The sequence below is a fragment of the Thermodesulfobium acidiphilum genome (genome assembly GCF_003057965.1).
Taxonomy (GTDB): Bacteria; Thermodesulfobiota; Thermodesulfobiia; order Thermodesulfobiales; family Thermodesulfobiaceae; genus Thermodesulfobium; species Thermodesulfobium acidiphilum.
This window is the reverse complement of the sequence record NZ_CP020921.1, coordinates 788,908-805,265: the sequence shown is the minus strand read 5'-3', so window position 1 is coordinate 805,265 and position 16,358 is coordinate 788,908. Positions and strand designations below refer to the sequence as shown.

The following is a 16,358-nucleotide window of genomic DNA, read 5'->3' as shown; positions in this document are numbered from 1 at the left end:
CTAAAAAATATCCTATATCCCTGAAATTATTTTGCTTATAATCTCTATGCTATCAGGATTTTCTAAGCTTGTAGTGTCGCTTACAATTTTTCCCTTTATAACCAATTCTCTTAAAAACCTTCTCATAATTTTTCCACTAGGAGTTTTCGGAGTAGTTGGAACACAAAAAACATCTTTAGGAAGAGCTATCTTACCAATTTTTTCAACAATTTTTGATTTAATTTTATTTATTATATCTTCTTCGTTATTCTCTTCTCTAACTGTAACAAAAACAACAGGCATCATACCCTTAACTTCATCAGGAGTGCCTATAACCGCCGACTCTACCACACCTTCAACCTCCATAACTGCACTTTCAATCTCCATGGTACTGATTCTATGCCCTGATACATTTATAACGTCATCAGTTCGAGAAAGCACCCATATGTGGCCATCATTATCTCTCACAGCAGCATCATACGTAAAATACGTACCTGGCACCTTGTAAAAATAAGTATCAAGATACCTCTCGTGATCTTTCCAAAGGTCTCTAATCAACATTGGGATTGGTTTTCTAAAGACCAGATTTCCTACTGTCATAGGTCCGACCGGATTGCCAAAATCATCAACTATATCTAAGTGTGCTCCTAAAAATTGGATACCACATGATCCTGGTTTCATAGGGGTAAGCCATGCAGCACCTGCCAAGGGACATCCTGCAGTTTCTGTTTGGCCATAAGTGTTATTAAGATATATTCTCCTCTTTCCAATTTTTTCATAAACCCATTTCCAGGCCTCAGGATTTAAAGGCTCTCCCACAAAAGCAACTACATCTAACGAATTTAGATCGTAAGAGTTTAATTTTTCTTCCCCAAATTTCATCAACATTCTAGTAGCAGTTGGAGAAGTCCACCATTTATTAACCCTATACTTTTCCAAAATTTGATAAACTCTATCCTGTTCAGGATAATCTATTGCTCCTTCATAAAAAATAGTTGTAATACCATTTGACAGCGCCCCAACTATACCCCAAATATGCATTGTCAACCAACCAATATCTGCCATACACCAAAAAACATCATCCTGATGCAAGTCTAAGTGGTACTTAGCATAAATATAATTGTTTATTACAAAAGCATTCCCTGAATGAACCACGCCTTTCGGTTTACCGGTAGTTCCACTTGTATAAAAAACTAAACCGGGTTCATTTGCTTCAATAAGTTCTGGTTGGAATTCAGCATCAGATTTTTTCATTAGTTCATTCCACCAATAATCTCTACCAGATTTCATACTAATAGGGTTTCCGGCCCTTTTAACCACAATTGTTGCTTTTATACTGCTTACTTTTTCAATCGCAATATCAGCCTGTTCTTTGAGAGCAATAACTTTTCCCCTCCTATAAATTCCATCTGCAGTAATAAATATTTGCGGTTCAAAATGATTTAGTCTTTCCCTAAGTGCATTAGCAGAAAATCCTGAAAATACAGTATTAAACAAAACTCCCATTCTATAACAAGCAAGAACCGCAATAACCGTTTCGGCAAGGTTCGGAAGATAAATCGATACTCTATCGCCTTTCTTCAAACCAAAGTTTTTTAAAATATTACAAAATTTATTAACCTCACAAAGAAGCATTTTATATGTGAAAAACTTTGTTTCATAATTTTCACCCTCCCATATAAGTGCAAGTTTGTTTGCATATCCTTTCTCAATATTCCTGTCCAACATATTATAAGCCGGATTTGTTATTCCACCAATAAAAAACTTAAAGTTTGGGAAATCTCCTTCCATTGTCTTTGACCATGGGTGAAACCAAAATAATTCATTTGCCACTTCTTCCCAAAATTTTTCAGGGTCAACCCATGATTTTTTCAGTAGATTATTAAAACCATCAATACTGCCCGCATTAGTATTCTTAACTTTATCTTTATTTGGCAATATTATTTTACTTTCTTTAATCATATTTAAAGTTTCATTTTTAGCTTCAATAGACATCTTAGACCTCCTAAAATATATTTTTAGAAAATTAATTAACTTATTGGTATATCATTGAGAATCAAATTGTCAGAATTTTACAACAAAATAAATATTTTGTAAAGAAAAAGTATAATATCAAAAAGGGAGGTTTATAAATGTTTAATGAAGGAGATAAAATTGATGATTTTTGTCTTAATGGAATAGATGAAGGCTCAAATGAAAAAGTTTTTTGTTTTAAAGACTTAATACAAGATAGAAAAAATCTTATTCTTTACTTCTATCCAAAAGACAATACGCCCGGCTGCACCACAGAAGCATGCGATTTTAGAGATAATATGAACTTCATATTAAAGTATGCTGCAGTTGCTGGGGTTAGTCCTGACTCCATTGTGTCACACAAAAATTTTCAAAAGAAGCATGGTTTAAACTTTCCTCTTCTCTCTGATCCTGAGAAAAAAATCTTAAATCTTTTTGGCGCTTACGGCGAAAAGAAAACGTATGGAAAAACAAGTATGGGAGTTATTAGATCTACATTTTTAATTACACCTGACATGATATTGAAAAAAGCATGGCGAAATGTCAGAGCAAAGGGTCATGTCAATGCTATTTTAAGATACTTTGAAAATCCTGATAAATAATGCAATAAATAGTAAACTTACAGTCGACCCAACAATAGCAGATTCTTCAATAAAAATAGATATTCAACGAGCAAAAATTATTTATAAAATAATTTAAAATTTAAAATTTACAAATCACTAGGAGGTTTTGAAGTAGCTTTTTCAATTTTATTGTACATTTCACCATTTACATAATCTAATCTTATTTCGTATGGAAAATTCAAAGTAGAAGGCTCTATCTTATGGAAACTCAAATGAATAGCGTTTGGAAAATTTGACTTTGTAGCAAAGTTTTAAATGCAAAAAGTATCAAAATCTTTGCCTGTACAATAATCATAAGGACCATATTTTTGAGTTATAGAATCTCTTAAATTAGAAAAATAATCCATTATATCGTTCTGAGTGGTTTCATTTGTGCTAATATTAATTAAAGCGGTGCCACAATAAAACTTGTTGTCGATAAAATATAAAAATAAATTTGCTCCTTTACCTGAAAAATTTGTTGTATGATAAATGTAAGTAGAAGTTTTATCACTATCATCTTCCCACTCATGCATGAGATTTGTATTTGGTCGATTCTTTATAACATCTTTCATTTCTTTGATAGATGAACCCCATTGAATTCCTATAAAACCATTTAAATCCCTTGCGATAAAGCCATTTAACCACTCGCCTTTATAAATTCTTCCATCAGCCCAGGTATAAGTGCCCTGTCCATTTAGTTTGTTATTTTTGAACTCGCCCTCATAGGTACCCCCATCTGAAAATTTATACATTCCGTTTCCATTCATCAGCCCGTTTTTAAAATCTGCATTAAAGGAGTCACCATTTGAAAAATTCATAACAGCGTGACCGTTGAGGTAGCCATTATCAAATTCGCCGACACCACTTCCTTTGTAACCTAAACCTTTATTATCCTGCAAAATCAAACTTATCTTACCCTTACCCTGAGCTTTACCATTTACACAATCACCATCCCAATTAACAGAAATAATTTTATAGCTGTCAGATGACCAAAGCACCTGGCAATTGTTTTGGGATCGGTAGCAGAACTTTGAATAGCAAATCCTGTATTCTGAAAAAATATAAATGAAAATAGAAAAATAGAAAGAAATGATAGAGTTTTAAAATTCCCCAAGTTAAACCCTCCTAAATGTTTTATAATTGTCATTATATCATAAATATTTTTTACAAAAAACTTTAATAAAACTTTCTATTTTTTACCCACTGTCTTGAACAAATACTCTGGTACAAGCAAAAAGCACATCTTTGTTCAATTTTATTAGAAACAGGGAAAAAGGGTATATCTTTATTAAAAATTTCTGAAATGAGATATTTCAAAGCTTTAAAATAAGCATCGTAAGTTTCATCATTAAACTTAAAGTATTTCTCCTCATCAATACTTTTTAAACTCCATGTACCAGCTATTATTTGTTCAAAGTTTATTTTTTGAAATTTCTCAAACAAAAATATATAAAATGGTAACTGAAAAGACCTAACGTTCTCAAACCACAACTTTCTATTCTCTATCGTTGGCAAAAAATTTGATTTAGGGATTTTAGATGCACCTGTTTTATAATCTATCAAAAAATATTCATCTTTTAACTTATGTATTCTATCGACTCTTCCAATCAACTTTACCTTCAATTTATTATGAGAAACTTCCCTAGTAAATTCCTTTTCAAGGAATAAGATCTTCATATTAGTAAGTTCCTTAATATTTTTTTCTAAAACATTCCTTAATGCTAATCTACACTGCTCCTTCTGAAGCAAAACTCCCTTTGAATCATTCTCTTGAAATTTTTTATCTAAAATTTTATATATTTCTTTTAACTCATTTTCAAAATCAACATTTGTAAATTCAACGTTAAGCCATTTTTTAAAATAAAGGTGTAAAACATCATGAACTATATTACCTATTTCCACGCTGCTAATATCTTCTTCTATCTCTTTATACTCCTTCAAATTCAACACGTAAGCAAAGTAAAAGGAAAGTGGACATCTTAAATAACTATCAATAGATGTAGGACTAAACTCAAAGTTTTTAAGAAACCTTATAATATTATCATTTTTTTCGATAAAAACAGGATTTTCTTGGGCGAATGAAGCCTGAAAATTTATACCTTTACTATCAATAGGCATCTCTACAGACTTTCTTATCTTTTGTAACTCCCAAATTATGTTTTCTACAAACCTCGAAATAGATCTGGCATCGGAATTGGAATAGAAAAAATAAACTTCTTTAGCTGTGTTTATTAAATCAACAAAGTTAGCTCTCTGGACTTCTTCGCTTTCTTTTACAGTAGGCAGATCTAAAATTTTTCTAATATCCTGAGTCAAAAAAAGTTCTTCCTTATTTACATTTGGCAATTTATCGTCGCTAATATCCATATAAAAAACTCTATTAAAGTTAATATTTCTTGTTTCGAGCGCACCCAAAATCTGAATACCCTCCAGGATAGAAGAAGAAAATGGAATCCTGGAATTTTGCATAAAAAATTTCAACAAATCAAAGTATTGGTTAAAATTCTTAAACTTAGCGTGTGAGATCTTGGTAGAATATAAATCAAAGAGAGTTTCATATGTATACCTAAAAAAGTTATTCCCATAGAGATTTAGGTGTCCTAAAGATTTTATTGATATATAGTCTAATAAATCAATTGCTTTCTCTATAAAATCAGGAAAATTTTTTATATTTAAGAACAATTTAATTACTTTATCATGAATTTCAACTAAAAACTCACTTAAAGAAGATATAAAATCATCTTCTGAATGGATTTCTATTTCAAAAGACTTGATAACATCAAGAACTCCTTTGAAAATTTCTAAATTCTTTTCAAATTCAAACAATGAAACAAAAATTTTGTTTTTATACTTAATATTTTCCTGAATTTTTTGAAAAATAATTCTGGCAACAAAATTTTCTATATTTGGAAAATTTTCAGATGTGATAGGGAATTTATCAAATTTTAAAGTTTTTATATATGGGTGAAAAAGTAGATTTACATAATCTTTAGCATAAAATTTTAAGTTATTCATTCTGGATAACAAAACTGAAATCATGTCAAACAGGGAATATATTGGCGTTCTTGAAAGAGGATATCCTACAGAAATATTGTATTTCTCCCCTTTGGGAATAGCGTTATATAAGACAGGGAATAAACTATTTTCAGAAGTTAATACAATAACATCATTATAGCTTAAAGGCTTTTTTTGCTCTAATATATCTTTTAACTTAATAACCTGACCATTGAGAGTTTGGGATTGATATATATAAAATTTTTTGTTTTCCAAATCATAAAAATTAAAACTTCTTTTCACAAAAAAGTGTGATTTTCTACTACTTAATATATTTCTAAAAAGTTCTTCTTCGCATTTATTTAAGTACGAAAAACCACCAATTATATAAGTTTTTTCTGGCAAATCTACCCTCTGGACAGAGTTATATCTTGATGCCCTTGTAGAAAGTTTTCTGTTTTTCAGTTCTGAATAAAAGTCTTTATATAAATCAAAGAAATCTTTAATAATATAAACAAAATCAGTTTCTAGGACTTTATAAATTAAAGAATTTTTATATAAATTAGAATTAGAAAAAATATTTATTTTATCAAAGCTATTAAAACTTACATTATTAATTAAGAGTTCCTCAAAATTTTTAAAAAATTCTTCACCCCAAGGAATAAATTCTTCAAAAGAATTGTGAATTTTTCTAAAAGAATCAAATCTTTCTGTATTATTTAATAACAAATAGATTACATCAATTGACTCTAAAATATTGATTTTTCTAAAAGCACTAAACTTTTTTTCATATATATAATCAATAAAATCATCAATAGAATAAGCTAATGGAACTTTGAATGCTTTTTTCAAACGCTTAGAAATTTTTGAGTAAAAATAATGAATTGCTCTTCTATTAGGGAAAATAACCATACAGTCTTCAGAAATTAAATTGTTAATTGTGTAATTAACTATTTCATCAATTAGATCGCTTTTTTCTTTGACCCATATTATTCTTTCACGATTCTTTATCCAAAAATTAGGCTTATCCATCTTTTATAATTTCTTGTGACATATTATCAATATCTAATATTATTCCTATAGTATTTTTTCTGTAAAAGCTTTTCACAACTTTCATATAGAACTTAATTTGTCTAAGATAGTATTCTCTTTCAAAATTTTTGTAATACTCCTTCAAACTTGTTTTATAATCAACAACATAAATAGTATCTTTTTCTATTACTAATCTATCGATTCTAAAAAGATTGCCCCTTTTATCAATAAAATTAACTTCTGTAAAAACTTCGTTAAGAGAGCTAAAAAATTTAGAAAATTGTTCGTTCATCACTATAGATGAAATTTTTCTTGCTATTTCTGGCTCAAAAAGTTCAATATCATCTTTATAAAGTTCGGTTATATTATCCAAATTTAAGAGGTCCTCTTTATACCTTATTCTTTCCAAAATTTTATGAAATAAGATCCCTCTTTTAATACTTGCTATATCCTTTTTCTTCCAATTTTTTTCTATATCTAAAGGTTCAGACAGGGATTCACAATCAACTTTAAAATTATCAAACTCAAATTTATTTGCTCTAAAATCAATTACATTCCTTTTTTCCCCAGCTTCTCTTTCCAGGTTATATAAACTCTCGCTATTTTTTATTTTCTTAACACATATAAAATTATAAAGCTCAAATTTTGCTCTCGTCATTGCAACATATAGAAGATTTAAATCATCTAAAATACAATCAACTTCTTTGGCACAAAAAATTTCATTTAAAAAGTTATTTTTTTGCGCCATTTCTTTTGTAATATGAAGCAGTGAAAGCAAGTTCTTACTTATTTCAGAATTAGTTTTCTCTTCATAAATAAAGAAATTATAGTCCAATTTTTTCTTATCAAGAAGGGCATAATTATTTTCAGCATCAATCACATTAATTACAACAGGAAACTCTAAGCCCTTCGCTTTATGAACGGTCATTAATTTTATTGCATCAGTAAAATTAGAAATTTCAACTTTAAAAAATTCGTTTTTATCTTTTTCAATAAGATATAATAGTTTATTTACGTCTACATACCCTTTCGATTCTATTTCAGAAATAATTTCTAACAATTTTACTAAATAAGCTGATTCCTCTGGAAAGTTTTCGGGAATTTTAAAAGTTGAATAAATTAAAACAATAAGACTATACATTGAAATATGGCCAGATTTAAAGTATATTTCTTTAAAATATTCGTTCCATAAATTTATATAATTATTCTTGAATGAATTAAATAAATTTTTATTCCTGTTTAAGAATATAAATTCTCTTATTTCGTCTTGAGAAGTATTATTATCAAAAAAAATTTTATTCATTATCTTGCCTAAAATAAAAATAGAAAAATTCAAGTTGTCTGTAGGCGATTCTATAAATTTTAGTAACGAAATAATTTCTTGAATTATTTTTCTATCTCTGATATCCATTGAACTTTCTGAAACTACGTTATATCCATTCTCTATAAGCCACATGGCAACCAAGTTTACCTGGGAATTTGATCTAGCCAATACTGCAATATCGCTTAATTTATATCTTTTACTTAATTCATAAACTAAATTTAGTAACTCAGTTTTTAAAGTACCTACCTTAATATCTTTATTGCCTAAAATTTCTTTATCTTCAGGCTCATCAAAAAAAACTATTTGACTTTTAAAAAATCCTGAACTTTTTCTTTCTTCTGATGGCAGCTGGGTAAAATCTTTTAAACCTGAAATATTATTTGTTTCCAATACTTTGTCAGATATATTTTTTTGAAAAAAATTTTTGATATTTTCAATTATAACTCCATCAGTTCTAAAATTCTTTTCAAGACTTAACAAAAAAGTATTTTTAATTGGCTTCTCTATTGTTTCCTTCATAATCTTATAATCTGCCCCTCTAAAACTATAAATAGATTGCTTTATGTCGCCAACAGTAAAAACCGAACCATTTCTGGACAAAAGATCATCACAAAATTTTTTTATACAGGCCCATTGAACTTCATCTGTATCCTGAAATTCATCTATTAAAATATGATAAATATGACTTCCTAAACAAAACTGAACCTTTACAATATTTTCTTCATTAAGATTTTCAAAAATCATCTTATTCATGTTACCAATATAAACAGCACCGAGATCTTTATAACAATTTTCCAAAGATAGTTTGAATTTGCTAAACAATTTAATATATGGTTGAAATCTTATTTGACTCAAAATTGGTAAATATGCGTATATTTCAGAAATATTTTTTTCCCATTCAGATTTCAAATGGATGTAATCATCGCCATTTTCTTTATTAAAGGGGAAGGTTTTATAAATACTTTTAATGACATTGATTATATTTTTTTCAGGCTTTTTTAATTTCTCTATAATTTTATAAAAATTCTCTTCTTTAATTTTTCCATTTAATTTGAAATTCCTTTTTAAAGATTCCTCAGCCAATAAAGCTAAATTTTTCATCAACAACTTTACTTTATCTAAAGTAAGTTCGATATCTTTGTTTTCTTTAAAATATCCTAGTTTCTTATTTTCTAAATTCAATAAAGTTAATAAATTTTTTTTCAAATCTTCCTTTGGATTGAAACTTATAAAGTTGTTTAAAGAAATAACTTTTATAAACTCTTCAAGTTCAAGAAAATCAATCTCTTGTATGAATTTATCAATAGCAAAATCAATTATTTCTTCAATATCAATTTTTATATTACTTGCTAAAATATTGGTCTCAAATGGCATCACCTTAAAAATTTTCGACATAAAGCTGTCGATCGTGCTTACTTGAAATTCATAAAAATTATTAAATATTAAATCTATTATTTTTTCAGATCGAACAACAATTTCTTCAAAGGAAAGAGATAGTAATTCAATCAAATTATTTTTATCCTTTTCGCTTAACAAACCTAAAGATATTTTTTTCAACCATTCTAAAATTCTCTGCTTCATTTCATTTGCAGCATTTTTTGTAAATGTTAAAGCAAGGATATTTGATAGGTCATTATATTGTATACATTTTGATAACAAAAACTGGCAAACCCTCATACACAAAGTATAAGTTTTGCCAGAACCTGCAGATGCACTTACTATATAAAAGTGAGGGAAAGTTAGTTCATCATCTCTTTGTAATCTACATACTCTTTTTATTTCATCTTCCAAAGAATACTATCCACACAAAGTAATTATTAATCTTTACTGATCCTTTCAACTTTTCTTAACCACCCATCTGGAGCTTTTATTTTGCCGTTTTGTATGCCAGTATAATATTCATAAATTTTCCTCGTATATTTCCCTACTCCCCCATCACCTACTGTTATCGACGAACCATCTTCAAAAACATATTCTCCAACTGGTGAAATAACAGCTGCAGTACCAAATCCTCCTGCTTCTATTATTTCACCTGATTTAATTTTATCAACAAATTCGTTCAATAAAACCCTTCTTTGTACAACTTTTAAACCTAAAGCATTTTGCAGTTCAAGAATAGATTCTGAAGTAATACTTCTTAAAATAGTATCTGTAAATTCAGGTATAACAACCGTGCCATCCTTTTCGATGTGAAAATGGTTCATCGCTCCTGCTTCTTCTATATATTTGTTTTCAGAATCCAAATACAATACCTGACTAGCACCAAATTTCTTTGCAAATTCTCCAGCTCTTAAAGAAGCAGCATAATTTCCTGCAGCCTTTGCAGCACCTGTTCCTCCACTTACAGCCCTATGAAATTTTTTTGTAATTAAAAGTTTTATGGGCTTAGTAAATCCAGCTGGATAATAAGGACCACTAGGCGAAAGTATAACAGCAAAAATATATTTACTAGATGGATGTACCCCAAGGGAATCTTCAGTCGCAAACATAAATGGCCTTATGTAAAGTGAAGCTCCTTCTTGGAGCGGAAACCATAATCTATCGACATCTATAAGAGTATGAATAGCTTTTATTTGTATTTCTTCGTCAAGCCGAGGCATACAAAGAATTTCAGCAGATACGTTTAACCTTTTAGCATTCTTATCGATTCTAAATGAATATATTTCACCATCTTCATGCATAAAAGCTTTTGCTCCTTCAAAAAGAGCTTGTCCATAGTGTATTGCGATTGCACCCGGGGAAACTGGAATATCTGAATATGGTACTATTCTGGCATTTTGCCATTTTGAGTCTTCATAATTTAGCAAAAACATATGATCTGTTCTTAATTGACCAAAAGAAAGCTGTCCTTCAGGCCTAAACTGTTCATTTCTTCTCTCAGATGCGTTTTTCAAGGTATAAGCGATATCCACTCTTTAACCCTCCATAAACATTATTTTTCTTCCTCATCGCTGATAGGATAATACTTCACTATTTTACCATCAATCACTTTTTTAATCTTATTGGCTGCCAGCAATCTGTCCAGAACTGCCTGAGCAGTAACCAACGAATCTTTTACGCTAAACTTATATCCTTGAAAATGACTCCCAACTTTTACATCTTTAATCTCATTAGCAATAGACTTTGCCGTAACTCCTTGAGCGTTCTTAGTGATAAATGACATAGCTTTTTTTTCGAGCTTTATAGCAATCTGCTTTTGAAGCTCTTGCGGCATTTTATAAGAACGCCTATATCCATATATATAAAGAAGCGCACCCATAACGGCAAAAGAAAGAGTCCCTAAAATATACACCTCAATATTCATAACGCATACCTCATTTTGATCTGATTAGCTTAATTAGTTTATTGCTAGCAAGAATCCTAATAAAAACGATAAGCCTTTCAAGGGCAAATTCTGAATTGTCATCAAATTGTTTTTGCATATCAATTAGGATATCTTTTATAGTAAAATTTCCATCGCAGTGTTGCCAAACAAATTGACCGTATTTATCTAAATTAATAAAGCTCTTTCCATAATTTGGAAACCATTTCTCAAATATTCTACGGAAGAAACCAGCATGATAGACGGTCAGCCGAAGCTGCCCGTCTATCATTTCATCTGAAACATTTACACTTTTAACAGGATACATCGTTAAAAGATTGCCTTTATTCTTATTAAAACCAAACAATATTTTACTCTACCTCAACTTTTTTGTTCATCAAATAGACATAAACACCGATAGCTAAAAGGAAGTAGAATAGCAGAGAAATAGGATTCACAAAGCCACCCCAGGTAAAGTTAACTGAAATATTAATATTTTCATAGACCAAGAATGCAAGGATTACACCCATTAGAGAACCGCCAGCTATTAATCCCGAATTCAAGAGAACACCTTCTTCTATCTTTGCTCTTAACTTCTCCTTGTTGTTAACTGTTTTAGAAAGAATCAGATGCAAAAAGCCACCAGTGGCAATTGCTGCAGAAGTTGAAATTGGCAAATACATTCCTACAGCAAAAGCTAATACAGAAATTCCTAAGAGCTCAGCAGCAATTGCGACAAAACCACCTATAGCTACGAGAGCCCAAGGCATAGTGCCACCGATTACTCCCTTGATAATCAAAGCCATAAGCATAGCTTGAGGAGCAGGCAAGTCCTTCGTACCAAAACCGTATGCATGACCAAGCATAACCAAGACTGAACCGATTACAAATGATGAAGCAATAGCGCCTATGATCATTCCATATTGCTGTGCTCTTGGAGTACCACCTACTAGGAATGCAGTTTTAAGGTCTTGAGATGTATCACCCGCAACACAAATAGAAATACAGACAAGGGCGCCTGTTATAAGGGTTGCTACCATTGCAGTATCTCCGATCCATCCGCATAACCTAAATATTACAGCTACCAAAATAATGGTTCCTATCGTCATACCGGACACAGGGTTGCTAGATGAACCGATAATGCCTACGATTCTAGAAGACACAGTCGTAAAGAAGAAAGCAAATATTAGCATAAGGAACGCGCCTAAGAATCCAATGTTAAACTGAGGGGTAAGAGCAGTATAGAAAAATATGATACCCACAATAATGAGAAGTATCAAAAATGGCGTATCTCTTTGAGTACGAATGTCTTTTACAACATTAGTTCCCTTATTTTTGCTTAGACCTTTGATTGTAGCGTCAAAAGAACCAAGTATAGTAGGCAAGGACCTTATAAGAGTAATAAAGCCACCTACTGCAACAGCTCCAGCACCTACGTAACGAATATATGTGCTCCATAGAGCCCAATAACCCATCTGAGATATAGGCACTGTCGATGGATAAATTGGGGTTGTCAAACCACTACCGAAATATGAAATCAAAGGCATTAACACAAGCCAGCTAAGTATGCCGCCTGCAAACATATAAAAAGATGCCTTAGGACCTATAATAAATCCTACGCCTAAAAGAGCAGGCAGCGTATCAAAACCGATACCAGCTCCCTTAAGACCAGGAATACCCCAGTCAGGGCTCTCGTTCCAAAGTCCTAAACCATCCATTAGAAATTGGTACAATGCACCAATTCCGATGCCACAAAATACAGTTTTTGCGCTACTTCCACCTTGATCTCCAGCAACCAAAACCTCAGCACAAGCTGTGCCTTCTGGATAAGGCAAGTTGTGGTGTTCGTTTACTATCAAAAGCTTTCTAAGAGGCACCATTAAAACAACGCCCAATATTCCACCTAATAGAGCCATAGTATTAAGCTCTAAAAGACCTGGATTGTATCCCCAAATAAATAAAGCAGGCAATGTAAATATTACACCTGATGCAATTGCTTCACCAGCAGATGCAATTGTCTGAGCAATAGTATTTTCAAGAATAGTACCCCTTCTGAATATCCCCTTCAGAACACCCATAGACATTACTGCAGCAGGGATACTCGCACTAACTGTCAATCCTGCTTTCATTCCGAGATACGCATCTGCAGCTCCGAATAATATCGCCAAAAAAACACCAATGGCAATAGCAGTTATAGTAAACTCAGGAATAACCTTATCTGCAGATATATAAGGTACGTAGTCTTCCCCTGAAACATTAAGATAATTTAACTTTTTTCTCTCTTCCATATCAATCACCTTTCATAATAATATACTGCTAGTTTTTAATAGATTTTTACTAAAAGCTACAAACTATTTATTAACAGATAATTTCACCATGGCTTCAGCATATATTGCAGAACACGTAATTAAGTCTGAAATACTTGCATATTCATTCGCCTCATGACACATGTCTTGCTTGTCTTCAAAGAGTGGTCCAAAAGAAACAGTGTTCGGTATATGCTTAGAATAGGTACCACCGCCTATTGAAAGAGGAGGTGTGTTCGAATTAACATACTTTCTATAAACTTCCAGCAAGGTTTTAACCAAAAAATGATCTTCAGGATAAAACAATGGTCTATCCCTTAATAAAAACTCAACCTTTGCGCCAGTTTTTTCAAAAATTTTCACAAATTTTTCATTAATTGCATCATAATCTAAAGTTACAGGTGTTCTATAATTGATATCCAAAGAAAATACATTATCTTTCAAACTAACAATGCCGACATTGAACGTCAGCCTACCATATTTATCTTCACAAAAGATCCCAAATTTTTTTGCATCTGTCTCACCATCAATATAGGCAGCAAGCCAATCAATTGTACCTTTTACTTTAGAATTTAAAGATAACTTTGAAAGGAACTCAATTAAACCCATAATTGCATTTAAACCCAGTTCTGGATGCGCTGCATGAGAACTTTTACCAATACACTCGACAAACATTCCTTTACCATATTTAACGTTCCATTTAAATGGCCTTTCTGAATTAAATTTTTTTATGAGTTCAAAAACAATTTTCTCATCAGCATTTTTTAAAATTGCAGTTGCTTTATTTGGAACCACATTAACTTTAGTACCGCCAGTAATTTCTTCTATAATCACTCCATCAGAACTTTGATCGAACTTCCAGGAAACCCTGGCAAAAACCATACCCTTTTCAGAATGAACCACTGGAAATTCAGCATCAGGTGAAAATGCATAAATAGGTGGTTTTTCTTTTGCAAGATACAAAGGCATATCTTTTGAACCCTCTTCTTCATTTGTACCAAACAAAAGCCTAATTTTTTTTCCTATTTTTACTCCTAACTCTTTTATGGCATAAAGTGAATAAAGAGATGCCATAGCTGGTCCTTTGTCATCAATTGCGCCTCTTGCGTAAATCCTATCCCCGTCAATTCTAGCTACAAAGGGATCACTATCCCAGCCTTCTCCAGCAGGAACAACGTCAAGGTGCGCTAAACAACCTACATACTCTTCTGAATCTCCATACTCAACTACCCCTACAGCATCGTTAACTACAAAAGTTTTAAAACCCATTCTCTTAGCAATATTTAAAGTCTCATCCAAACACTTTCTAACCTCAATCCCAAATGGTGCTCCCTCAGACTTTTCCTGATTTACACTTGGATAAGATAAAATTTTTTTTAGGTCTTCCAAAAATTCTGCTTTTTTGTTTCCAATAAAAGACAAATAATCCACGCAAATTCTCCTTTACATACTCTTAATTAAGAATTTTAAAATAGATAAAAATTTAAAAGCTTATAAAAAACCACTTACCACCACCCTCTTAATTTCATTACTTCGAAAATTCTTTTAATTGCCACTAAGTAAGCAGCTTGTCTCATGCTAATATTATGTTCCTTTGCAGCCTTTAAAACATTTCTATAGGCTTCAGTCATTCTGTGATCAAGTCTTTTATAAACCAGATCTTCGTCCCAGTAATACATATAAAAATTTTGGACCATCTCAAAATAAGATACAGTTACACCTCCAGCATTTGCAAGAAAATCAGGCACAAGATGAACTCCCTTTTTGAACAAAATCTTATCAGCGTCAGGTGTAGTTGGTCCATTGGCGAGTTCGAGAACAATTTTTGCTTTAATATCATTCGCATTATTTTTTGTAATAACTTCTTCAATAGCAGATGGCGCCAGAACATCTACATCCAATAATAAAAGCTCTTCGTTTGTTATGTCTTTTGCACCACTAAAACCGCTTACATGACCAGTTTTTTCTTTATACTCTTTCAAAGCCTTAATATCAATACCATTTGAGTTAAAGACTCCGCCATTACTATCGCTAACTGCTATTACTTTCATGCCAAACATTTTTTTAGCAAGCACAGCTGTATAATAACCTGCATTACCAAACCCCTGAATAGCTATTGTAGATTTTGCAAGGTCAAGTCCTAAATATTTTGCGGCTTCTCTTAAAACAGACATCCCACCCCTTGCTGTAGCATCTTCTCTACCTAATGACCCTCCCATCTTAATTGGTTTGCCAGTAATAACTCCAAACTGGTTTTTGCCAATGATTTTAGAATATTCATCCATCATCCATGCCATAATTTGAGGATTAGTGTAAACATCTGGAGCAGGTATGTCCTGATCGGGGCCTATAAGCTGCCAAATTTTGTCAATATAACCTCTTGCCAATCTTTCAAGTTCGTTAACGGACATTTCTTTAGGATTACATATTACACCGCCTTTTGCACCTCCAAGAGGCAAACCAATACATGCCGTTTTCCACGTCATCCAAGCAGCCAAAGCTCTAATAGTATCAATAGTTTCTTCAGGATGAAATCTTATTCCTCCTTTACATGGACCCAGAGCATTGTTATACTGAACTCTAAAGCCATGAAAAACTTTGAGATCACCATTATCCATCCTTACAGGTATAGACACGTGAATCTCTCTCATAGGAGTTCTTAGAATTTGCATTACATTACTATCTATTTTCAAAATCTGCATAACCTCGTCTAGCTGATCTTGAACAACTTCAAACGGATTAATAAAGTTCAACTTACCCGCCTCCTTATATTTTAAGCCTTAAAACTCTTCTTTACATCTTAC

At 31.6% G+C, this 16,358-nt stretch carries 12 protein-coding genes; 1 reads left to right on the top strand and 11 read right to left on the bottom strand.

Annotated features, from left to right (window positions below):
* Positions 1-12: 12 nt before the first annotated feature.
* A complete protein-coding gene (locus TDSAC_RS04155; protein ID WP_108309016.1) occupies positions 13-1,974 on the bottom strand; it encodes an acetate--CoA ligase in 1,962 nt (653 codons plus the stop codon).
* A 137-nt stretch (positions 1,975-2,111) separates the two neighbouring features.
* On the opposite strand from TDSAC_RS04155, the gene TDSAC_RS04150 reads away from it, so the two are divergent.
* Entirely contained in the window at positions 2,112-2,594 is a 483-nt protein-coding gene (locus TDSAC_RS04150; RefSeq protein ID WP_108309015.1) for a peroxiredoxin, read from the top strand.
* A 272-nt stretch (positions 2,595-2,866) separates the two neighbouring features.
* On the opposite strand, the gene TDSAC_RS04145 is transcribed toward TDSAC_RS04150, so the two are convergent.
* The 10 genes from TDSAC_RS04145 to TDSAC_RS04105 all read right to left on the bottom strand — a co-directional run bounded on the left by TDSAC_RS04145 (position 2,867) and on the right by TDSAC_RS04105 (position 16,307).
* Positions 2,867-3,502, bottom strand: coding sequence for an MORN repeat-containing protein (locus TDSAC_RS04145; protein ID WP_199919915.1), 636 nt, complete (start codon positions 3,500-3,502; stop codon positions 2,867-2,869).
* Positions 3,503-3,534: 32 nt separating this feature from the next.
* Positions 3,535-3,711 carry a hypothetical protein gene (locus TDSAC_RS09045; RefSeq protein WP_199919914.1) on the bottom strand — a complete coding sequence of 59 codons (177 nt, stop codon included), beginning with the start codon at positions 3,709-3,711 and terminating at the stop codon, positions 3,535-3,537.
* 62 nt (positions 3,712-3,773) lie between these two features.
* Positions 3,774-6,623, bottom strand: coding sequence for a PD-(D/E)XK nuclease family protein (locus tag TDSAC_RS04140; RefSeq protein ID WP_108309013.1), 2,850 nt, complete (start codon positions 6,621-6,623; stop codon positions 3,774-3,776).
* The gene (locus TDSAC_RS04135) at positions 6,616-9,738 is read right to left on the bottom strand and encodes a UvrD-helicase domain-containing protein (RefSeq protein ID WP_108309012.1); all 3,123 of its coding nucleotides are present in this window, start codon (positions 9,736-9,738) and stop codon (positions 6,616-6,618) included. Before TDSAC_RS04135 ends, TDSAC_RS04140 begins: the two co-directional genes overlap by 8 nt.
* Before the next feature lie 26 nt (positions 9,739-9,764).
* Entirely contained in the window at positions 9,765-10,859 is a 1,095-nt protein-coding gene (locus tag TDSAC_RS04130; RefSeq protein WP_108309011.1) for a branched-chain amino acid aminotransferase, read from the bottom strand.
* A gap of 20 nt (positions 10,860-10,879) precedes the next feature.
* Positions 10,880-11,251, bottom strand: coding sequence for a hypothetical protein (locus TDSAC_RS04125; protein WP_108309010.1), 372 nt, complete (start codon positions 11,249-11,251; stop codon positions 10,880-10,882).
* Positions 11,252-11,261: 10 nt separating this feature from the next.
* On the bottom strand, positions 11,262-11,615 hold the full coding sequence (locus TDSAC_RS04120; protein WP_108309009.1) for a PqqD family protein: 354 nt from the start codon (positions 11,613-11,615) through the stop codon (positions 11,262-11,264).
* 4 nt (positions 11,616-11,619) lie between these two features.
* On the bottom strand, positions 11,620-13,536 hold the full coding sequence (locus TDSAC_RS04115; RefSeq protein ID WP_199919913.1) for an OPT family oligopeptide transporter: 1,917 nt from the start codon (positions 13,534-13,536) through the stop codon (positions 11,620-11,622).
* 63 nt (positions 13,537-13,599) lie between these two features.
* Positions 13,600-14,985: a dipeptidase PepV gene (gene pepV, locus TDSAC_RS04110; protein ID WP_199919912.1), complete on the bottom strand. Its 1,386-nt coding sequence runs from the start codon at positions 14,983-14,985 to the stop codon at positions 13,600-13,602.
* A 74-nt stretch (positions 14,986-15,059) separates the two neighbouring features.
* Positions 15,060-16,307 (bottom strand): Glu/Leu/Phe/Val family dehydrogenase, encoded by a 1,248-nt coding sequence (locus TDSAC_RS04105; protein ID WP_108309007.1) that lies wholly within the window; start codon positions 16,305-16,307, stop codon positions 15,060-15,062.
* Positions 16,308-16,358 lie beyond the last annotated feature (51 nt).